The organism is Actinomyces dentalis DSM 19115, assembly GCF_000429225.1.
In the GTDB taxonomy this organism is placed as follows: domain Bacteria; phylum Actinomycetota; class Actinomycetes; order Actinomycetales; family Actinomycetaceae; genus Actinomyces; species Actinomyces dentalis.
The window spans coordinates 5,280-25,882 of sequence record NZ_AUBL01000002.1; the positions used below are offsets into that span (position 1 = coordinate 5,280).

A 20,603-nucleotide genomic window follows, 5' to 3' on the forward strand; every position below is an offset into this window, starting at 1 on the left:
CTCAGACTCACCCCGCCCAGAGCCACCACCCGAGCCTCACCCGACCCGTACACCCGCACCACATCACGCGCCTCCACCACAACATCGGCGCGGGCGGCGCCGGGGGCGCCGGGGAACGGGGCGGGCCCGGCGCCGGACGGCGGCGCGGTGCGGGGGTCGCGGGCGCCGGGCGCCGGCGCGGTGCGGGGGTCGCGGGCGCCGGGCGCCGGGGTGGGCCGGTGGTCGGGTGCGCCGGGTGCGCTGCGGTGGTGCATGATGCCTTCTCCTCAAGACGGTGGTCCGGGCCCTTCGCCCGGGTGCTGATTCGACACTAGGAACCGGCGGTGCGCCGCCGGAATGCGACGAAGGAACCGACCCGACCCCCACCTCCACCAAAAGAAGGAGACGAGACTGAGCGTACCGATTGCGTCGCCGCCCGCTCGCCGGGGCGGATTGGCGCCGTCGGACCCGCGCCGCCCGCCCGCCGGGGCGGACTCACTCCGCCCGCCTCCCCGGTGGAACGGCCCTCGCCCGGTTAGTCTGGGACGGTGAACACCGACGCCCCGCTCGTCCCAGCACCGCTGCCGGAGAACCTGGTCGCCCCGGCGAGGGCCGGGCGCGCGCTCGTCATGGGGGTCGTCAACGTCACGCCCGACTCCTTCTCCGACGGCGGGCGCTGGGCCACGACCGAGCTCGCCGTCGCCCACGGCCGCCAGCTCATCGCCCAGGGGGCGGATCTGCTCGACGTCGGGGGCGAGTCCACCCGGCCCGGCGCGCGGCGCGTGGACCTCGCCGAGGAGCAGAACCGCGTCCTGCCGGTCATCCGCGAGCTCGCCGACGCCGGCGTCGCCGTCAGCGTCGACACGATCCACGCCGCCACCGCCGCCGCCGCGATCGAGGTCGGCGCCGTCGTCGTCAATGACGTCTCCGGCGGCCTGGCCGACCCGGCGATGGCCGGCGTCCTCGCCGACGCCGGCGTCGTCTACATCTGCCAGCACTGGCGCGGCGACCCGCGCACCATGGACGGGCTGACCGACTACGGCGGCGACGTGCTCGCTGGCGTCGAGGCCGAGCTGCGCGCGCGCCTGGACCATCTGGCCGACGCCGGCCTGGTCGACGAGCAGGTCGTCATCGACCCCGGGCTGGGCTTCGCCAAGACCCACGAGCAGTCCTGGCGGCTGCTGGCCGCCACCGCCCGCCTGCGCGAGGACCTGCGCCGCCCCGTCCTCATCGGGGCCTCCCGCAAGCGCTTCCTCGCCCTCGCCCTGCCCGACGACGTCGCCGCCGACCCGCTGGCCCGCGACGCCGCCACCGCCGCCACCACGGCCCTCGCCGCCGCCGCAGGCGCCTGGGCCGTGCGAGTTCATGAGGTCCCGGCCAGCCGGGACGCCGTCCGAACCGCCTCACTGTGGAAGGAAACACGATGAGCACCCCCGCACCCGACGTTGACACGATCCGGCTGACCGGGTTGTCGGCCCGTGGCCGCCACGGCGTCCTGCCATCCGAACGCCGGGAGGGTCAGCTCTTCGTCGTCGACGTGACTCTCGGCCTGGGGCGGCGCGGCACCGCCGTCGCCGCCGTCACGGACTCGCTGAACGACGCCATCGACTACGGGAAGGTGGCCGCCTCCGTCATCGCCGTGATCGAGGGCGACCCCGTCAACCTTCTGGAGACCCTCGCCGAACGGGTCTCCGACGCGGTTCTCGCCTACGGGCGGGTCCAGGAGGTCGAGGTCTGCGTCCACAAGCCCCAGGCCCCGCTCGACGTCGCCTTCGACGACATCATGGTCACCATCCACCGCAGCGCGGAGGGCGCTGGGCTGAGCCTGGGCGGCGATGCGGCCTCCGACGCGACGCTCGTGGGCGCGCCGGTGGAGAGGCTGGAGCCCGCGCCCGCCCAGTCCTCGCCCGCCCCCGCCCAGTCCCCGCTCTCGCCCGCGCAGCCGGCGCCCGTGCAGCCCTCGCCCTCGCCGGCGTCGGGGGCGGACGGCCCGGCGGCGCCCGCCCAGCCCTCCCCGGCGCAGGCGGCGGTCGAGCACGCCGCACCGGCGGAGTCGATCAGCCCCGGGCACGCGGCCGAGGCGGCGGCCGCCGAGGCGCTGGCGCCCCAGTGGCAGGGCCGGCAGGCCGACGCCCCCCAGCCCGAGCCCTGGAGCGGATCGGCGGGCGGGGGCCGGCAGGGCTGGGATGACGACCAGGGTCAGTCCGACTCCTGGGGCGGCGACGCCGATGAGATCCCCTCCTGGGGCGAGCCCGCCGCCGGGGCCCCCGCCTGGGGCGAGCCCCTGGCCGGGACCCCCGCGTGGGGCGTGCCCCTGGGCGGGACCCCCGCGTGGGGCGTGCCCCAGGCCCAGCCCGGCTCCGAGCCCGCCGCTCAGGAGGGCCCGGGGGCGGCGCCGCAGGCCTCCTCCTGGGGCGGGCCGGCGAGCGGGGAGCCCGCCTGGGACCAGGCGGCCGCCGGCCCCGCGGCCGATCCCCTCGCCGGCGCGGGCAGTGCGCCGCAGGCGCAGGCCGCCGACCCGGCGGCTCCGCTGGGCGGGGCCCCGGACGCCCCCGCCCCCCTCGCCGGTGACACCCCGTGGCCGGCGGTCTCCGCCACCCCCTCGGCCGCGGCCGACGGGCAGGCCCCGGCGGCCGGCCAGCAGCCGTGGGGCCCCGCCGCGGACATCCCGCCCACCACCGCCGTTCCGGGCGGCGGCCACCAGTGGGGGGAGGGCGCCCCGGGCGCCGCCCCCGCCGCCCCTGTCCAGGAGCCCCCGCGCGACCTGCTGCGCGAGCGCCCCGCATCCCCCGCGGCGGTCGTCATCGCCCTGGGCGGCAACGCGGGCGGCGTCGTCCCGGCGCTGCGCACCGCCGTGAGCACCCTGCGCGAGACCGCGGGCGTCGAGGTCACCGCCGTCGCCCCGCTGGCCCGCACGGCCGCCGTCGTCGACCCCGGCGCCGAGCCGCAGCCCGACTTCCTCAACACCGTCGTCCTGATCACCACGACCCTCTCCCCCTACGAGGTCCTCGAGGTCTGCCAGGGCCTGGAGGCCGCCGCCGGCCGCGTGCGCACCGAGCCCAACGGGCCGCGCACCCTCGACGCCGACATCGTCACCTACGAGGGCGTCACCTCCACCGATCCCGAGCTCACGCTCCCGCACCCGCGGGCCGCCCAGCGGGCCTTCGTGCTCGTGCCGTGGGCGGAGGCCGACCCCTTCGCCGAGCTGGCGAACCAGTCCGTCTCCTCCCTGGCCGAGGCCGCCCCCGACCGCGACGGCGTGCGCTGGCTCGCCCTGGACTGGATCGACTCCGACCACCTGCCCACCCTGCCCACCGGCCAGTACATCGCCCCGCCGGAGGCGCCGTCGGGCGCGGGACAGCCGGCGCCGTCGGGCGCGGTCGCCGACCAGCCGGCGCCCTCGAGCCAGTCCGGCCACTCCGCCCAGTCGGCCCAGTCCGGCCAGTCGGCCTGGTCGGGCCAGTCCGCCCAGTCCGCCGCGCCGGCCGCCGATGAGGACGGCGAGGAGGACTGGTCCGAGCCCCTCAACTGGAACCAGGTCGTGGGCAGGCGGCAGAACGGGCAGTCCTGATGCGGCGCACGCGGTGGACCGCGGTCCTCGCGTGCTTCGTCACGACCACCGTCATCTCCTTCATCCTGTTCGACCTCGTGCTCCGGCACCGCGGATGGGTCTCCGGGCTCACCGCGTGGGGGGCCGTCGTCGCCGTCGTCATGACGGTGCTCGTCCTCGTGGCGGGCCTGGCCGTGCGCCGCCTGCGGGAGCACCGCGAGACGTGGATGACGCCGATCGGGGCGGCGGTGACCGCGGCGGCGGCGCAGGCCTCCGCGCTCGTCGGCGTCCTCGTCGGGGGCGTCTACGCCGGCGAACTCGTCGTCGCCGTCCTCGCCCCCTCCTCGCCGGCGATGTGCTCCCTGGTGTGGGCCGCGGGCGGCTGCCTCCTGGCCTGCCTGACCTGGAGCGCCGTCGGGCTGCTCGTCGAGCACTGGTGCGCCATCGACATGAGCGACGACGACGAGGACGGCGGGGGCCGGAGCTCCGAGGTCCCCGGCTCCGGCGCCCCCGCCTGACCGGCTGCGCCCCCGCCCCCTGCGTGAGAGGCTGTGCCGACCCGATCATGCGAAGGAGACCTTAGTGACCGCTCCCATTCCCACCGGCGCCCCGGCCCCCGCCGCCCACGGGGCGCCCGCCGCGCCGCCGCCGGCGCCCGCCGCGCCGGCCTCGCCCTTCGAGCCCGCCGGCGTCGTCTTCGCCCCCGTGTCCCCGCGCCTGATCACCGCCCGGCTGCTCGGGGCCGAGGGCGCCAACGCCGCGGGCGCGATCCTGGGCGTCGTCCTCGGCGTGGCGGTGAGCCCCTGGCTCCACCTGGTCGCCGCGGCGGCGCTCGTCCTGGCCGTCTGGGAGGCCTGGCTCATTCCGCGTCAGATCCGCGCCATGGGCTACGCGCTGGCGCCGGACCACCTCCTGTGGCGCAAGGGGATCATGTTCCGCTCCATCAGCGTCATCCCCTACGGACGCATGCAGTTCGTCGACACCTCCCAGGGGCCCCTCGCCCGGGCCCTGGGAATTGCGGAGGTCAAGCTCCACACCGCCGCCGCCACCACGGACGCCACCATCAACGGCCTGCCGGTCGGCGAGGCCGAGCGGCTGCGCCAGATCCTGTCCGAGCGCGGCGAGCAGCGGATGGCCGGGCTGTGAGCGGCCGCACCGAGCGCGCCGAGCGCACCGGCCGCGCCGAGCGCGGCATCGTCCTGCCAGCCGACCTCGTCTGGCGGCGCATGCACCCCGTCTCCCCGCTCCTGGAGGGCTGGAAGATCGTGAGCGCGATCATCGCGGTCGTCACCATCCGCAACGCGGACAACCTCATCGAGGTCTACCGCTACGTCGTCGCCCACGGCTTCGACCTCGGCGACGACCTGCTGGTGTGGGCGCTGCTGGGCCTGCTCGCGCTCGTCGCCGTCATCGTCCTCGTCCTGTTCCTGGGCTGGTGGGCGAAGACCTACGCCGTCGACCGCGACGGGGTGTACCTGCGCACCGGCATCCTCAACAAGCAGCTGCGCATCGCGCGCCTGCCCCGCATCCAGTCCGTCGACGTCGTCCACCCCCTCCTGGGCCGCGTCCTCGGGCTGGGCCGGCTGACCGTCGAGGTGGCCGGGAGCGGGGACTCGCGGGTCGTCATCGGCTACCTGCCCACCGCCCGGCTCGAGGAGCTGCGCGAGCGCATCCTCGCCCTCGCCTCCGGCCTCGCCCCGCGGTCCGACGGCGCGGAGGGGCCCGACGGCGGGGAGGGTCCCTCCGGCGGGGAAGACACCGCCGGCGCGGAAGACACCGCCGGCGCGCCGCCCGGAGCGGCCGCGATCGGCGACGGGCGGGCCCGCCCCGCCGGTCCCGCCGGCCCGCTCCCCGCCGGTCCCGCCGGTCCCCTCGGGTTCGAGGATGCGGTGCGGGCCCCCGCCCCGGCCCGCGCCCGCCGCGAGGAGCACCCGCTCTACGCCGTCGACGTCCCGACGCTCCTGGGCTCCCTGCTGCGCTCCGGGCAGGTGCTCGCAGCCATCGGCCTGGCCCTCCTGGTGGCGGGGTCGCTCCTCGCCCTCCTGGTCCTCACGGATGAGTGGGCGCGACAGGGCTCCGGGGCCGCCTTCATCCTGTCCGTGATCGCCGGACCGGCCGCCGTCGTGTCCATCGTGTGGAACCGCTTCAACGAGAGCTGGAACTTCCGCGCCGCCGCGACGCCGGCCGGAATCCGCATGCGCTTCGGACTCACCTCCGACACCTCCTCCACCCTCCCGCCCGGCCGGGTCCACGCGGTGGGCCTCGCACAGGGGCCGCTGTGGCGCGGCAAGGACTGGTGGCGGGTCCGGGCCGTCGTCGCCGGGCGCCGCACGGGCGAGGCGGGCTCCTCCTCGGGGAGCGCGCAGGAGGACGGCATCGGCGTCCTGCTGCCCGTCGGCGACCGGGACACGGCCCTGCGGGCCCTGTGGCTCGTCACCCCCGACCTGGGGACGCCCCGGCCCGACGCCCTGCTCGCCGCCGCCCTGAGCGGGCGCGACGACGACGGCGTCGGACGCCCCGACGCGCCGGCGGGCTCGCCCGAGCGCGGCTTCATCCGCATCAGCGCGCGCGGGCGGATCTTCTCCCCGCTCGGCCGGCGGCGCGAGGCGATCGCCCTGACCGGCACCTGCGTCATCCTGCGCACCGGGCGGTGGTGTCGGCGGGTCAGCGTCATCCCCTACGAGCGCATCCAGTCCCTCCGCGTCCGCCAGGGCCCCCTCGCCCGGCGCCTGCGGCTGGCCAAGATCCACTTCGACATGGTGGACAACACCCCGGTGCGCGTGGAGCTGAGCAACCTCGACCTCGCCGACGCGGCCGCCGTCGAGCGAGTGGTCTCCGAGCGGGCCCTGCACCGGCGGCGCGAGGAGAACCTGGACCGCTGGCTCGCCCGCGTCTGCTGACCGCGGCCGGGACCGGCCGTGCGGGTCGGGCGACCGGAGTCGGGTTCGGGTTCGGGCGGCCTGCGCCGGGTTCGGGGCCGGCCGCCTCCGGCGCGTGAGACGATCGGCGCCATGAGCGAGCCGAGCAGTCACAACCAGAGCCGGAGCCGCCGGCCCCGGCCCGGGCGCCTGGGGGTCGGCATTGTCAGCGCCGGACGGGTCGGGGCGGTCCTCGGCTCCGCGCTGCGCGCCGTCGACCACCGGGTCGTCGGCGTCCACGCCGTCTCCGAGGCCTCCCGCGAGCGCGCCGAGATGCTCCTGCCGGGCGTGCCCGTGCTGGAGGTCGAGCAGGTCGTGCGGCGCGCCGAGCTGGTCCTGCTCGCCGTGCCCGACGACGAGCTCGCCGGGCTCGTCGGCGGCCTGGCCGACGTCGGGGCGTGGCGGGCCGGCCAGCTGGTGGTCCACACCTCCGGGCGCTACGGCGCGGACGTGCTCGCCCCCGCGCAGCGGGCCGGCGCCGTGCCCATCGCCCTGCACCCGGCCATGACCTTCTCCGGCTACTCCACCGACGTCGCCCGGCTGGCCGGCTGCCCCATGGCGGTCACCGCGCCCGCCGCCTTCCTGCCCGTGGGTCAGGCCCTGGCCGTCGAGCTGGGCGGGGAGCCCTTCGTGCTGGAGGAGGGCGCCCGGCCCGCCTACCACGCGGCCCTCGCGCACGGCGCCAATCACCTGGTGACGCTGGTGGGGCAGGCGGTGCGCGCCCTGGAGGCGGCCGGGGTCGGCGACGGCGCGGCGACCCTGCGGCCGCTGCTGACCGCGGCGCTGGACCGGGCGCTGCGCGAGGGGGCCGACGCCGCCCTGACCGGGCCGGTCGCCCGGGGCGACGCGGGCACGGTGCGCGCCCACCTGGAGGCGCTGGGCGCGCTGCGGGACCCGGGTGCGGGCGGGCCCCTGGAGGACGTCGTGGAGGGGTACCGGGCCATGGCCGCGGCGACGGTGGAGCGGCGGGCCGCCACCGGGCGGCTGGACCCGACCCGGGCGGCGGCCCTGCGCGACGCCCTGGGCGGCGGTCCCGGCGACCCCGGCCCCGGTCCCGCCGGCCCCGGCCCCGCCGGCCCCGGCCCCGGCGGCTCCGGCCCCGGCGCGCGGCCGGGTACGGTCGGCTCATGACCGGCTCCAGCCCCGCCCCCGCCTCCACTCCCGACCCCGTTCCCGCATCCGACCCCGCCCCCGGCCCGGCCCCCCGCCCCGGCGCCCTCCTGGTCCGCACCCGGGAGGAGCTGGCCGCCGCGCTCGACGGCGACGTCGCCCCCCGCGCGGTCGTCATGACCATGGGGGCCCTGCACGAGGGCCACTTCGATCTCGTCGTCGAGGCCGCCCGGCGCGTCGGGCCCGACGGCACCGTGGTGGTCACCATCTTCGTCAACCCGCTCCAGTTCGCCGCCGGGGAGGACCTGGAGGCCTACCCGCGCACCCTCGCCGCCGACGTCGACGGCCTCGTGCGCGTCCTGAGCGGCGGGCCCGGCCGCCCGCGCGCGGGCCGCCTGGTGGTCTTCGCCCCCGACCCGCGGGTCGTCTACCCCGACGGCGAGCCCGGCGTGCGCCTCGATCCGGGCCCCATGGCCGCGGTCCTGGAGGGGGCCGTCCGGCCCACCCATTTCGCCGGCGTCCTCCAGGTGGTCCTCATCCTCATGCACCTGGTCGGTCCGCGCTGGGCCGTGTTCGGCCGCAAGGACGCCCAGCAGCTGGCGATCGTGTCCGCCATGGTCCGCGACCTGGCGGTGCCGGTGGAGATCGTGCCCGTCGACATCCGCCGCGAGCGCGACGGCCTGGCCATGAGCTCGCGCAACTCCTACCTCTCGCCCGAGCAGCGTGGGCGGGCCCTGGCCCTGTCGCGGGCGCTGGAGGCGGGTCGCGCGGCCGCCGCGGCGGGGGCCGACGCCGCCTGCGTGCGCCGCGCGGCCGCCGGGCTGCTCGCCGCGGCGCCGGGCGTGGAGGTCGACTACGTCGCCGTCGTCGATCCGCTCACCTTCGTGGAGCGGGCCGGCGCGGGCCTGGGCCTGCCCGGGGCGGGCGGGATCGCCGCGGACGGGGAGGTGCTCCTGGCCGTCGCGGCGAGGGTCGGGCGGACCCGCCTCATCGACAACGCCCTCATCGACCTGGGGTGAGGGGCCCGGCGGGCCCGGGGCGCCCTGCCGGCGCGCGGGGCGGCGGGCCGGCGCACAGGGCGGCGCGGCCCGGGGTCTCCGCCCGGCCGCCCGGGGCGCCTGTCGTATCGGTCACCGACCCTTCTCCGCCCGGTGCGCGGCGTCTAGCCTGTCTGGCGATGACTGCACGCACCCGGACGATGATGACGTCCAAGATCCACCGCGCCACCGTGACCCGGGCTGACCTCGACTACGTCGGCTCCATCACCGTGGACGCGGAGCTGCTTCAGGCCGCCGACCTGCTGCCCGGCGAGCGCGTCGACATCTGCGACTGCACCAACGGCAACCGCCTGTCCACCTACGTCATCCCCGGCGAGCGCGGCGGCGGGGAGATCTGCGTCAACGGCGCGGCCGCCCACCTCGTGTCGCCCGGCGACCTGGTCATCCTCATCGCCTACTCGCAGATGTCCGACGCCGAGGCGCGCACCTACGTCCCGCGCGTCGTGTTCGTCGACGAGCGCAACCGGGTCGTGGAGCGGGGCGCCGAGCCCGGCCGGGTGCCCGAGGGGGCCGACGCCGCCCGGGCGCGGGGCCTGAAGTCCTCCGGAACCCCCCTCGCCGAGTCCCGCCGCTGACGGCGCCGGTCCGGCCCATCCAGAGGTCGCCGTCCGGTCTGCAGCCGCCCGGGACGGGGTCGATCGGGCCCGGCCCGGGCGCTCTGAATGCGCGCGCGGCGGATGCGTGCGGGCGACTTGCACATTCGAAGTCGCCCTTCAAGCAAGGACCTTTCTAGGAGATCGTTGATATGGCGGGGAAAAGTCGGTGTCGACTCCGGAGGTGGGGCGGAGCGGAATCTCTCCCATGTGCAGCCGGGGTCGCTCTGCACATGGGAGAGGTCGACCCCGCTCAGGTCCATCCGAGATTCCGCAGAACGACGGGGTTCTCCGGAATCCTGACTCGGCTCGAATGTGCAACTCCGCGCAGCGCCCCGCCCACGATCCGCAGGATGTTCTTCTCTCCGGCCGCCACGTCGTCATAGGTGAGGCGCAGCGGGATGTAACCGTGGGCGAGGGCGGTCTGGTCGCGACGCCGGTCCTTGATGAACTGCTCCTTGGAGGAGTGGTATTCGAATCCGTCGGTCTCCGCCAGGAGCCACCCCTCGATCAGGGTGTCGGTCTCCCCGAGATCGTCGATGATGAAGCCCGTCTCCACGGACAGTCCGGCCCTCTTCAGGCACAGGCGCACGCGGGTCTCCAGGTGGGACCGCGCATGCGAGTCGGCCTCGGCGAGCCGCTCCCGCGCCGTTGTCGCGTACCTGCCCGCCAGCAACTCGTCGATCTCCTCCTTCGTCGTGTCCCTGCGGTTGAGCGCCGCGTCCGCGACGCTGATCGCGTCGAGCTCGTCGAGACAGGACAGGGCGCACGCGACGATCTCGGCCGGTCTGACGATCGGGAAGTCGTCGACGGTGGCCGGGGTGAGCTCGACGGGCCGATGGATCCGCACTCCCGCAAGAGGGCGTCGCGTGGAATCGCGGACGGCATGATTGGGCGGTAGGGCGATATGCACGTCCTCGGGCGGGTTCCACATCCTGTATCCCAGGACCTCCGCGGCACTGGCGCAGGTGAGCCGTCCCCGGAAGTGCCGGGCGCGCACGATCCGCGGGTCGGTTCCGGGGCGCACGAGGAATCTGCGATACGGCTGAGTGAGTGCTCCCACGGCGATGGCCGCGTCCTTCACCGCCTGATCCGATGGTCGCAGGAGCACCTCGTCCCAGTGCGCGGCGCCGTGGAGCGCGTCGATGCGGGTCAGAAGACTGTTGATCTCGAAGTCCATGCCACCATAATGCTCCTCCCTGTGTGACGGCATTCACAGGGCGGGGGGAGGGGGTGCGGGGAACCGCCTCTGGGGACGACGGCAAGGTCCGGTATTTCGGGGAAATGGGGCGCCTCGGGCGGGAAGGGCGCCCGCTGGCGACGATCAGGGGCGCCCGAACGGGGGAGGGCGGGCGCCCCGCTAGACTCGCGCGCGTGACTGACGCGATCCAGCAGAACGACCCCCCCCAGTCCGACGCCTCCCGACCCGACGCCGCGGCCCCCCGGGGGGCGGCCCGCCCCGAGCGGGCCGAGCACGCCGAGCAGACCGGGCAGCCCGGGCGGGCCGGACAAGCTGGGCGGGCCGAACAGGCCGAACACGCCGGACAGCCCGGACGGGCCGGCCAGGATGCGGGCCCCGGCGAGCAGTTCGCCGTCCGCGCCGCCAAGCGCGAGCGCCTGCGCGCCGAGGGCTGGGAGCCCTACCCGGTCCGGCTGCCGATCACCACCACGATCGCCGCCGTCCGCGAGCGCTACGGGCACCTGCAGGCCGGTCAGGAGACCGACGACGTCGTCGGCGTGGCCGGGCGCGTCGTCTTCCTGCGCAACACCGGCCGGCTGTGCTTCGCCACCCTGGCCGACGGCGCCGGCACCACCCTCCAGGCGATGCTGTCGGCCAAGGCCCTGCCCGGCGCCGGTCACACGTCCCTGGCCGCCTTCAAGTCCGACGTCGACCTGGGCGACCACCTGTTCGTCCACGGCCGCGTCATCTCCTCGCGGCGCGGGGAGCTGTCCGTCATGGCCGAGCCCCTCCTGCGCGAGGGCGCCGGGGCCGCCGACCTGTCCGGGCTGGGCGACGACGACGTCGCCGTCCCCGCCTGGCGCATCGCCTCCAAGGCCCTGCGCCCGCTGCCCAAGGTGTGGACGAACGAGGCGGGCGAGGAGGTCAGCCTCAGCGAGGACAACCGGGTGCGCCGCCGCGAGCTGGACCTGCTCACCCGCCCGGCCGCGCGCGACATGGTGCGCACCCGCGCCGCCGTCGTGCGCTCCCTGCGGGACAATTTCCACCGCCGCGACTACCTGGAGCTGGAGACGCCCATGCTCCAGGTCATTCACGGCGGGGCGGCCGCGCGCCCGTTCGTCACCCACATGAACGCCTTCGACATGGACCTGTACCTGCGCATCGCCACGGAGATCTACCTCAAGCGGGCCGTGGTGGGCGGGGTGGACCGCGTCTTCGAGATCAACCGCAATTTCCGCAACGAGGGCGCCGACTCCTCCCACTCCCCGGAGTTCACGGCCCTGGAGGCCTACGAGGCCTACTCCGACTACGACGGCATGGCCGAGCTGACCCGCGACCTGGTCCAGCGGGCGGCGCGCGACGCCTTCGGCCTGCCCGAGGGCGGGGAGGTCGTGACCCTGGCCGACGGCACCGAGTACGACCTGTCCGGCCAGTGGGACAAGGTCGACCTGTACACCTCCGTGTCCGAGGCCCTGGGCGAGGAGATCACCGTGGACACCCCGCGCGAGCGCCTCGCGGCCATCGCCGGGGGGCTGGACCTGGAGGTCGACGACTACGCGGTGGCCGGCAAGATCGTGGAGGACGTCTTCGAGGAGCTCGTCGGCAGCAGGCTGTGGGCGCCCACCTTCGTCTACGACTTCCCCGAGGACACCTCGCCGCTGACCCGCTACCACCGCTCCAGGCCGGGCCTGACGGAGAAGTGGGACCTGTACATCCGCGGCTTCGAGACGGCCACGGCCTACTCCGAGCTGGCCGACCCGGTGGTCCAGCGCGAGCGCTTCGAGGCCCAGGCCCTGGCCGCCGCCAAGGGCGACCCGGAGGCCATGGTCCTGGACGAGGACTTCCTGGTGGCCATGGAGCAGGGCTTCCCGCCCTGCGGCGGCATGGGCATGGGCATCGACCGCCTCCTCATGGCCCTGACCGGCCAGGGCATCCGCGAGACCATCACCTTCCCCCTGGTCAAGCGCAGCTGAGGGCCGCCGGTCGGCTCGCCCGGCAGATCCGGGCCGCCGGTCGGCGCCGGGGGGCGCCGGTCGGCGGGCCCGGTGTCCGGGTCCGCCGGCGGGCCGTCGGACGAAGAGCACAGTGGAACCTGATAAACAAGGCTTGATCCGGAGAAAATGGGTGGATTATGTTCGGTGCGCCGGGCGCGAGCGTCCGGCGGAGCACGAACCGCACCGCACGAGGAGATCCGCACCATGACCAAGACCACGAGTTCCGCGCGCGAGTCCAGTGTCCACACCGGCCTGTCGGCCGCCTGCCCGGTGGCCGACGGCAAGATGAAGGTCTGCGAGATCGTCGACAACGAGGTGCTGGAGGTCGTCGAGTTCATCCTCGACGCCGACCAGCTGATCCACGAGGAGGAGCCCTCGCCCATGCCGACGGTCGTGCAGGTGCTCGAGGGCACGATCAGATTCTCCGTCGACGGCGTCGAGCACGAGCTGAGCGCCGGCGACGTGGTGTACATGGCGACCGGCGCCAGGCACAGCGGCCGCTCGGTCACCGCCGCGCGGGTCAGCGTCGTCGGCGTCAAGCAGGGCGGCGCCGACGAGTGACCCGCCCCGGAGCGCGGTCCCGGTCCGACCCGACGGGTTCGGACCGGGACCGCGCTCCTTTCGGCGCGTTTATACGACGGCGCTCGCGGGAGGGTGGAAACGGCGCGGATACTGGGGAAGGTCTGCTTTATACTGTTTATATGAGCGACGGGTCCAATCCCTTCTCCCCGTCCTTCGGGGTCACGCCCCGGGTCCTGGCCGGGCGCGACGCGGCCCTGGCCGCCTTCCGGGACTCCTTCAGCGGCGGCGCCGGCGCCCCGGCCCGCACGGTCCTCGTCGTGGGTTCGCGCGGCTACCCCTACCTGGTCCAAGCGATCGGCTACTGCGCCTGGAACGCCTCCTCGGGCGCGGCGGGCATCACCACCGCGCACGTGGACCGGTCCCTTTCCGAGGCGCTGGGCATGTACCGGGCGAACGTTCTGGAGCAGGCGTGGCTCGACGCCTCGCCGCGCGAGAGGGAGATGCTGGCCGTCATGGCGGCGATCTCGACGACGGAGCCGGTGAGCGTGGACGCCGTCCGGCGGGCGTGGGGCAGGACGAGCGGATACGTGGGCGTCTACCGGGCCCGGCTCCTGGCCGCCGATATCATCGCCGCTCCGGCCAAGGGGCTCCTGGCCTTCGTCCTGCCCGAGCTGGGGGAGTTCGTCCGCGAGCGCGCGCAGGAGGAGTCGGTCCTGGCCGGGCCGGACGCCTGAGCCGCGCCGCGCGGCCCTGCCCCGGGCGGGGGCGCCCCGGCCCGTCCGCCCTCAGTTGCGGACCTCGTAGGCGGCCAGCGCCTGGGCGACGTCGTCGAGGAACTCGTCGATCTCGTCCTGCTCGTAGCCGGAGCGGAACGCGGTGGCCTGGAACTTGATGTTGAGCACGTCGGCGGAGGTCAGCAGCCCGTCCGGGCCGCCGCGCCGCCAGGTCCCCGCCTCGTGGGCGCGCAGGGTGGCCACGATCCGGGTCATGAAGGCGTCGACGGCCTGGCGATCGTACCCGCCCCGGAGCTTGACGACTCTGAAGGTGCGGCGGGCGGCCCCGTCGGCCGTCAGCGCCGCCCCGGCGTCGGCCCCTGCCCCGGAGCCCCCCGCGGCCGCGGCGGCCCCGGCCTCGTAGTGCACCAGCGTGCTGACGACGTCGTCGAGGAAGTCGTCGACCCGCTCCTCCTCGTAGCCCTCGTCGTGGGCGGCCGGGATGGTCGGGAAGGCGGCGCCGGTCACGTCGCCGGAGTGCAGGACGTAGTCGGGCGCCGCGCCGTCCGCCTCCGTCTCCCACGCGCGCAGGGTCGCCACGATCTCCTCCAGGTAGGCGTCGACGCTGCTCTTCTCGTAGCCCTCGCGGCTGGTCGTGGTGGGCAGGTGCATCTGCTCGACATGATCGGCGGTCAGTAGCATGGTCGGGATCCTCGGTTCTGTGTGCGGGAGGCGCGGCGCCCCCGGGGGCGGCGGCGCTGACAAGAATAGGTCGGCGCCGTAACCCGGTACCAGCGGGACTTCCGTGACCCGGGCCCCCGATTTCCGCGAGCGCGCAGGTTTCCAGTCGAACGCGCACCTCCCAGCTGCGCGTTCGACTGGAAACCTGCGCGCTCGACGGTGGGGCGCGGCTCGACGGCGGCCCCGAGGGCCTCAGCCCTCCGGGACGCCGCGCCGCCCCGGCCTCACTCGAAGCGCACCGCGGTGCCCGAGACCATGCGCGTGGCGGCCCTGGCGCTGGCCAGGACGGCCGCGCCCACCAGCGCCAGGCACGCCCCGACCACCGCGTAGTACGAACCGGCCGGCCAGCCGATCGAGCGCGCGGACACGCCCGTGATGAGGACCCAGGCGGTGTAGGCCGCCGCCCCGATGCTCAGCGCCAGCACGGTGGCCACCGGCAGGAGGGTCTCGTAGGCCACGACCCGTCGCAGCGCGGCGTGCGGCATCCCCGTCAGGCGCAGCAGGCCGAGCACCCGCCGGCGCGCCAGCAGGGAGGAGACGGTGGACACCGCCAGGGACGCGGTGGACACGCCCGCCGCGATGAGGATGCCGATGTAGCCCAGCGCCGCGAACTGGTTCTCCGTGGCGGAGGCCTGGACGGCCCGGATGTCGTAGCGCGAGACCGGGTAGGAGACCAGGTCCGCCCCGACGGCGCTCACCATCGCGGTGCGGGCCCGCTCCACCGCCCCCGGGCCGCCGTCGGTGGCCACGAGCAGCACCGGCGCGCCGGCGGCCGACGGGCTCCCGGCCGACGGCCCGTCCATCTGCGGGGCCTGGGCCGGCGCCGGGTCGGCTCTCTCCCCAAGCAGCCAGTTCCAGTCCACGCTCACCCAGCCGGTCGGCGAGTCCGCCCCCGTGGCGCCCAGGGCGCGCGCGTCCTCGACCGGCAGGATCAGGCGCAGGCCCCGGCCCTTCTGCCCCTGCTGCGGCGCCTGCGGGTAGCCGAGCGAGGCGGTGGTGACCCCCGGCACGGCCCGCAGCCGCCCGAGGACGGAGTCCAGGGCCGCGGGGTCGGCGGTGGCGGGAGTGGTGAACAGGGCCTGGGGGTTCAGGCGCCCGGGCCCGGTCCTCACCCCCGGCACGCCGGCGGCGGCCGTGATGGCCACGGCGAACAGGGTGACGGCGTACAGGGCGACGACCATGCCGCCCACCGCCCGGAAGGCCGCGCGCGGGTGCTGGACCAGGCGGCCCAGGCCCATGACCTGCGCGGCGGTGCGGGCCCGGCGCCGCGCCGCCCGCGCCGCCCAGCAGGTCAGCAGCGGCCCCGCCCACAGCAGCCCCAGCATGGTCGACAGGAAGGACCCGATGAGCAGGGTCATCAGCGCCGTCGTGCTCAGCCTCCCGCCGGCCAGGCGCACCGCGGTCAGTCCGGCCAGGCCCAGCAGCAGCGGCAGGAGGGAGACGGGGCGGGGCGCGCGCTCGCGGCGCTCGCGGCTGGCGCCCAGCGGCCCGATGTCGGCCCGCCGGGTCCGCCACCAGGACACGGCCGTCGCCCCGCCCACCACGCCGACGGCGGTGAGGATCATGACCGGGGGCGAGGTGAGCAGGTCGCGGGCGAAGAAGCGCGAGGAGCCGATCGTCAGCCGGGCGGCGGCGGGGATGAGGGCCAGGTAGAGGACGACGCCCGCCACGGCGCCCAGGGCGCTGGTCGCCGCCGTCTCCGCCGCGGCGAGGCGGGCCACGCGCCCCGGCGTCGCCCCGATGAGCCGCAGGGTCGCGAGGCGCTCGGCGCGCTGGGCGGCCCCCAGGTCGGTGACGATGGCGATGAGCAGCAGGACGGGGGCGAGGATGGCCAGGGCGCCGATCGCGGCGACGACCCGGTAGGCCTGCGCGGCGTAGTCGTGGCCGACGAACCCGGTGACGACCTGCGGCTGCTCCGAGCCCTGCCAGGCGGCCAGGCGCGGGGCCTCCATCCCCACGACCAGGACGAGGGAGTCGGGGCCCTCCACGGCGTCCTCGGACAGGACGCCCGCCTGCCGGCCGTAGCGCTCGGCGAGCTGGTCGGCGGGCATGGAGGCGATGAGATCGGCCATGGCCGGCGAGGCCAGGTACTGGCCCGGACGGGGCACGACGTCGGAGCCGGGGATCCGCACGCGCGTGTCCTCGGTGGTGGCCACCAGCAGGACGGTCACGGTCCGGTTCCCGACGTGGTCGAGGGTGGAGGCGGCCCCCGCCGTGTGCGCGGTGAGCTCGGTGTCGGGCATCAGGGCGGTGGGCGAGGCCGTGATCGGCGTGTGCCAGCTCGAGCGCCGGCTGCGCTCCCCGAAGGCCTGGTAGGCGGCGGTGAGCAGGAGGAAGACGGCGACCCCGACCATGACGCCGGCGACGATCCCCAGCAGGCGGCGCCGGGCGGAGCGGTCGCCGGCGACGATCAGGCGCGCCAGTGCGAAGTCCCTCATCGCTCCCCCCGCTGCGCGCGTCCGGAGGCCGGCCCGGCCGACCCCGGCGCTCCGGCGGGGCCGACCGGCCCGGCGGGGTCGGTCTCGACCAGGCCCGAGCCCGCGCTCAGGCGCCCGTCGCGCACAATGACCTCGCGGTCGGCGTAGGCGGCGGTGCGCGGGTCGTGGGTGATGATGATCAGGGCTGCGCCGGCGGACCGGGCGGCGCGGGTGAGGGCCTGCATGGTCTGCTCGGCGGCCAGGGAGTCCAGGGCGCCGGTGGGCTCGTCGGCGAAGAGGATCCGCGGCCCGCCCACCAGGGCGCGGGCGACGGCGACCCGCTGGGCCTGCCCGCCCGACAGCTGGGCGGGCAGCTTGTCCTCGTGCCCGTCCAGGCCGAGCTCGGCGAGCTGGGCGCGGGCGCGGGCCAGGGCCCGGCGGCGCGGGGTCCCGGCCAGCAGCAGGGGGATGGTGACATTGTCCAGGGCGGACAGGTCCGGCAGGAGCTGGCCGAACTGGAAGACGAAGCCGAACTCGGCCAGGCGCAGGCGGGAGCGCCCGGCCTCGTCGAGGCGGGCGATGTCGCGCCCGGCGTAGTGCACGCTCCCGGCGTCGGGCACCAGGACCCCGGCCAGGACGTGCAGGAGGGTGGACTTGCCCGACCCGGACGGGCCGGTGACGGCCAGGACCTGCCCGGCCACGACGTCCAGGTCGACGCCGCGCAGGGCGCGGGTGGTGCCGAAGGCCAGGGCGAGGCCGCGCGCCCGCATGATGACGCCGGACTCGGGGCTCATGGGCGCACCTGCTCGCGCAGCTCGGTCAGCCGGGCCGCCGTCAGGTCGATCCAGCGCAGGTCCGCCTCGATGTGGAACAGGGCGTGGTCGGCGATGAGGACGTCGTGCAGGTCCGCCCCGTCCTTGAGGCGGGTGATCTCGCGCATGCGGGCGGTGTGGGCCGCGCGCTGGAGGTCCAGCAGGCGCTCGGCGTCCTCGCCCAGGAGCAGGGCGATGATGGTCTTGGCGAACAGGTCGGCCTGGATGGAGTCGGCGGGCACCTGCGGGCTGCGGATCCACTCCTCGACGGCGTCGCGCCCGGCCGCGGTGATCTCGTAGCGCTTGCGGTCGGGCCCGGCCCCGGCCTGGGCGCCGAGCTGGACGATGAGGCCGTCGCGCAGGAGGCGGGCGAGGGTGGAGTAGACCTGGCCGAAGGCGAGCGGCTTGGTGCCGGCGAACCAGCGGTCCCAGTTCGTTTTGAGGTCGTAGCCGTATCCGGGGCCCGTGCCGAGCAGGCCCAGGAGGGTGAGTCGGGTGTCCATGGCAACCACTATACACGCGGTGTATACGCGCGGTGCGCACAGCCCGCCCCCGTCCCCGCAACGCCGAAACCGGCGGGGCCTCTCGTCGGGTCCGACCTCCGCGAACGCGCAGGTTTCCAGTCGAACGCGTAGCCGGGAGGCGCGCGTTCGACTGGAAACCTGCGCGTTCGCGGAAAACGGGGCCGATCCGTCGAGGGCGCCGTGCTCTCCGTCATCGCGGTTTCCCTCCCGCCCGTCCCCATGAGGCACGGGAGCGGGGACGGCGCGGACTCACATGACGCCGTCGGCCCGGTTCCCGGGAACGGCGAGGGAGCCGATGTGCTCGGCGATGGTGGCCTCGCACTGGCGCCGCGAGACCGCCCGGCAGCCCCGCTCCATCCAGTCCCGGATGCGCTCGGGCTCCTCCAGGGCCAGGCGCAGGCCGCGGCGCAGCAGCACCGTCGGCGGCTTGCGGCGCTCGGCCAGGTCCCGGCGCAGCCGGAACCACCAGGTCGCCAGGCGCGGACGGCGCAGCACCAGGGCGGCGGCCAGCACGCCCTCGGCGCGGCAGCGGTCGATGAGCTCGGCGGCGAAGACCCCCTCCGCCACGAAGGCGTGCGCCCGGCCGATGTCCAGTCCCGCCCGCCCGACGGCCGCGTTGCAGGGGATCGAGTATATCGGCACCTCCGTCCGGCCGACGGCGCATAAATCCAGGATCGCCCTCATGGCCCGCTCGGCGTCCCAGCTGTCCGGGTGGTCCCAGTCGATGCGGTTCGCCTCGCACCGGTCCGCCCCCGCCCCGCCGGTGATCCCGCCGCCCACCAGCGGCATGCCGGCCTCGTCGCCGTCGCGGTAGAAATCGTCGAGCTTGAGCCGCTTGGCGCCGACGCGGCGCAGCAGGGAGGTCTTGCCCGAGCCCGAGGGCCCGGCCAGCAGGATGACGCAGGCATTCACGAGGTCTTAGCCTACGGGCCGGGCCGGGCCGCCGGGGCGCCAATGGGGCCCGGTCCCGACCGGGGCCCGCCCCGGGCCGGGACCGGCCGTCCCGCCGGCTCAGGAGCGGGCGACCAGGGCCCGCAGGCGGGCGCGCGCCCCCTGCTCGCGCAGGGCCGCCAGCTCCTCGGCGTAGACGGAGCGGAAGCGCTCGTCGTCCGCCAGGTCCCCGAAGATCTGCGCGTTGCCGATGAAGCCGGTGGCCTCGCCGTCCTCCTGGGCCCGGGCGAAGGGGCGCAGGTCGTCGACCACGGGGATCGCCCCGCCCCTCTCGTCCGTGCCCAGCACGCCCAGCGACCAGGCGGCGCACATGGCCGTCCCCAGGCGGATGGGGCCGCCGGCCCCCAGGTTGGCCCGCACGGTCGGCAGGACGAACTTGGGCATGCCCGAGGGGGCGAAGAAGGCCAGGCGCGCCAGGGTGTCGGCGATCGCGGCGTTGGTGAAGCGCTCGAAGAGGGTGTCGACGTACTCGTCCAGGTCGATGCCGGGCACGGCCAACAGCCGCGGGCGGGCCTCGCGGGCCAGGAAGGCCCGGGTCCACGCGGCGATCTGGGGGTCCGCCGCCGCCTCGTGGGCGTAGCCCATGCCCAGCAGGCGCCCCCAGTGGGCCAGGGCCTGGTGGGAGGCGTTGAGCAGCCGCAGCTTCATGAGCTCGTAGGGGACGACGTCGTCGACCATCTGCACCCCGACCCGCTCGAAGGCCGGCCGGCCGGCGGGGAAGTCGTCCTCCAGCACCCACTGGACGAAGGGCTCGGCCACCACCGGCCAGGCGTCCCTCACCCCCAGCTCGGCGGCGACCTCCTCGACGTCGGCCGGGGTGGTCACCGGGGTGATGCGGTCGACCATGCAGTTGGGGAAGGAGACGCGCTCGTCGATCCACTCGGCCAGGTCGGGGTCGGACATGCGGGCCTGGCTCACCACGGCGGTGCGGGCGGCCCTCCCGTTGCCCGGCAGGTTGTCGCAGCTCATGACGGTGAAGGGGGCGGTGCCCGCCTCGCGGCGCCGGCGCAGGGCCTCGACGATGTAGCCGAAGGCGGTGGTGGGCTCGCGGGGGTCGGCGGCGTCGCGGCGGGCGCCCTCGGAGTCGGTGCGGAAGGCGCCGGTGGCGTCGTCGATGTTGTAGCCGCCCTCGGTGACGGTCAGCGACACGATGCGGGTGGCCGGGGCGGTCATGACCTCCAGGACGCCGTCGCGGTCGTCGGGGGCGAAGCGGTAGTCGTGGATGGAGCCGATGACGGCCGGCTCGCGGCGGCCGTCGCGGTGCTTGAGGGTCAGGGAGTAGAGGTGGTCCTGGGACGCCAGCGCGTCGCGCATGCGCGCGTCGCCGGGCAGCAGGCCGACGCCGCAGATGCCCCAGTCCAGGGCCCCGCCGGCGCGCATGAGGCGGTCGACGTACATGGCCTGGTGGGCGCGGTGGAAGCCGCCCACCCCCATGTGGACGATGCCGGTGGTGATGGCGGAGCGGTCGTAGGCGGGGGCGAGGGGGGAGTCGGCCAGTGAGGCGGTCATGATGATTCCTGTTCGTGGTGGGTGGTGCGGGC

Annotated in this window: 17 protein-coding genes and 3 pseudogenes; 11 read left to right on the forward strand and 9 right to left on the reverse strand. The window is 75.7% G+C overall.

All coding sequences use genetic code 11. The features are described from left to right. A pseudogene (locus G446_RS21470) lies at positions 1 to 254 on the reverse strand (hypothetical protein); the annotation flags it as partial. A gap of 273 nt (positions 255 to 527) precedes the next feature. Here G446_RS21470 and folP point away from each other — a divergent pair. The 8 genes from folP (at position 528) to panD (ending at position 9,190) form a co-directional block, all read left to right on the forward strand. Beyond that, complete coding sequence (folP, locus tag G446_RS0100795) at positions 528 to 1,406, forward strand: dihydropteroate synthase (protein WP_026408687.1); 879 nt, start codon at positions 528 to 530, stop codon at positions 1,404 to 1,406. After that, a complete protein-coding gene (gene folK / locus G446_RS21255; protein ID WP_084778791.1) occupies positions 1,403 to 3,550 on the forward strand; it encodes a 2-amino-4-hydroxy-6-hydroxymethyldihydropteridine diphosphokinase in 2,148 nt (715 codons plus the stop codon). The genes folP and folK overlap by 4 nt, the downstream gene beginning before the upstream one ends. Further along, positions 3,550 to 4,047, forward strand: coding sequence for a DUF3180 family protein (locus G446_RS0100805; RefSeq protein ID WP_026408688.1), 498 nt, complete (start codon positions 3,550 to 3,552; stop codon positions 4,045 to 4,047). Before folK ends, G446_RS0100805 begins: the two co-directional genes overlap by 1 nt. 64 nt (positions 4,048 to 4,111) lie before the next feature. Then, positions 4,112 to 4,675: a PH domain-containing protein gene (locus G446_RS0100810; protein WP_026408689.1), complete on the forward strand. Its 564-nt coding sequence runs from the start codon at positions 4,112 to 4,114 to the stop codon at positions 4,673 to 4,675. Continuing rightward, positions 4,672 to 6,429, forward strand: a complete 1,758-nt coding sequence (locus tag G446_RS21260; RefSeq protein WP_026408690.1) for a PH domain-containing protein — start codon at positions 4,672 to 4,674, stop codon at positions 6,427 to 6,429. The genes G446_RS0100810 and G446_RS21260 overlap by 4 nt, the downstream gene beginning before the upstream one ends. Positions 6,430 to 6,540: 111 nt before the next feature. Continuing rightward, on the forward strand, positions 6,541 to 7,578 hold the full coding sequence (locus G446_RS15145) for a Rossmann-like and DUF2520 domain-containing protein (protein WP_084778792.1): 1,038 nt from the start codon (positions 6,541 to 6,543) through the stop codon (positions 7,576 to 7,578). Continuing rightward, on the forward strand, positions 7,575 to 8,576 hold the full coding sequence (panC, locus tag G446_RS0100825) for a pantoate--beta-alanine ligase (RefSeq protein WP_026408691.1): 1,002 nt from the start codon (positions 7,575 to 7,577) through the stop codon (positions 8,574 to 8,576). The genes G446_RS15145 and panC overlap by 4 nt, the downstream gene beginning before the upstream one ends. Before the next feature lie 158 nt (positions 8,577 to 8,734). Beyond that, positions 8,735 to 9,190: an aspartate 1-decarboxylase gene (gene panD, locus G446_RS0100830; protein ID WP_026408692.1), complete on the forward strand. Its 456-nt coding sequence runs from the start codon at positions 8,735 to 8,737 to the stop codon at positions 9,188 to 9,190. A gap of 271 nt (positions 9,191 to 9,461) precedes the next feature. Here the strand turns inward: panD and G446_RS20750 are convergent, their stop codons facing one another. Continuing rightward, positions 9,462 to 10,388: a putative endonuclease domain-containing protein gene (locus G446_RS20750; protein WP_245574524.1), complete on the reverse strand. Its 927-nt coding sequence runs from the start codon at positions 10,386 to 10,388 to the stop codon at positions 9,462 to 9,464. A 194-nt stretch (positions 10,389 to 10,582) separates the two neighbouring features. Between G446_RS20750 and G446_RS0100840 the strand changes: the two genes are divergently transcribed. The 3 genes from G446_RS0100840 to G446_RS0100850 all read left to right on the forward strand — a co-directional run bounded on the left by G446_RS0100840 (position 10,583) and on the right by G446_RS0100850 (position 13,638). Further along, on the forward strand, positions 10,583 to 12,361 hold the full coding sequence (locus G446_RS0100840) for a lysine--tRNA ligase (RefSeq protein WP_026408694.1): 1,779 nt from the start codon (positions 10,583 to 10,585) through the stop codon (positions 12,359 to 12,361). 225 nt (positions 12,362 to 12,586) lie between these two features. Continuing rightward, entirely contained in the window at positions 12,587 to 12,943 is a 357-nt protein-coding gene (locus G446_RS15155) for a cupin domain-containing protein (protein WP_051285522.1), read from the forward strand. A gap of 140 nt (positions 12,944 to 13,083) precedes the next feature. Continuing rightward, positions 13,084 to 13,638: a DUF8462 domain-containing protein gene (locus G446_RS0100850; protein ID WP_026408695.1), complete on the forward strand. Its 555-nt coding sequence runs from the start codon at positions 13,084 to 13,086 to the stop codon at positions 13,636 to 13,638. A 54-nt stretch (positions 13,639 to 13,692) separates the two neighbouring features. Here G446_RS0100850 and G446_RS20755 read toward each other — a convergent pair. From G446_RS20755 to G446_RS0100880, 7 genes and pseudogenes are all read right to left on the reverse strand, one after another. Beyond that, a pseudogene (locus G446_RS20755) lies at positions 13,693 to 13,824 on the reverse strand (DivIVA domain-containing protein); the annotation flags it as partial. Positions 13,825 to 13,881: 57 nt separating this feature from the next. Then, positions 13,882 to 14,319, reverse strand: a pseudogene (locus tag G446_RS20760) (hypothetical protein); the annotation flags it as partial. 263 nt (positions 14,320 to 14,582) lie between these two features. Then, positions 14,583 to 16,796, reverse strand: a complete 2,214-nt coding sequence (locus G446_RS0100860) for an FtsX-like permease family protein (protein WP_026408696.1) — start codon at positions 16,794 to 16,796, stop codon at positions 14,583 to 14,585. Next, complete coding sequence (locus G446_RS15165) at positions 16,793 to 17,569, reverse strand: ABC transporter ATP-binding protein (protein WP_051285524.1); 777 nt, start codon at positions 17,567 to 17,569, stop codon at positions 16,793 to 16,795. Before G446_RS15165 ends, G446_RS0100860 begins: the two co-directional genes overlap by 4 nt. Continuing rightward, positions 17,566 to 18,090, reverse strand: a complete 525-nt coding sequence (locus G446_RS0100870; RefSeq protein WP_026408697.1) for a PadR family transcriptional regulator — start codon at positions 18,088 to 18,090, stop codon at positions 17,566 to 17,568. Before G446_RS0100870 ends, G446_RS15165 begins: the two co-directional genes overlap by 4 nt. A 270-nt stretch (positions 18,091 to 18,360) precedes the next feature. Continuing rightward, positions 18,361 to 19,023, reverse strand: a complete 663-nt coding sequence (locus G446_RS0100875) for an ATP-binding protein (RefSeq protein ID WP_026408698.1) — start codon at positions 19,021 to 19,023, stop codon at positions 18,361 to 18,363. A gap of 99 nt (positions 19,024 to 19,122) precedes the next feature. Continuing rightward, on the reverse strand, positions 19,123 to 20,571 hold the full coding sequence (locus G446_RS0100880) for a mannitol dehydrogenase family protein (protein ID WP_026408699.1): 1,449 nt from the start codon (positions 20,569 to 20,571) through the stop codon (positions 19,123 to 19,125). Positions 20,572 to 20,603 lie beyond the last annotated feature (32 nt).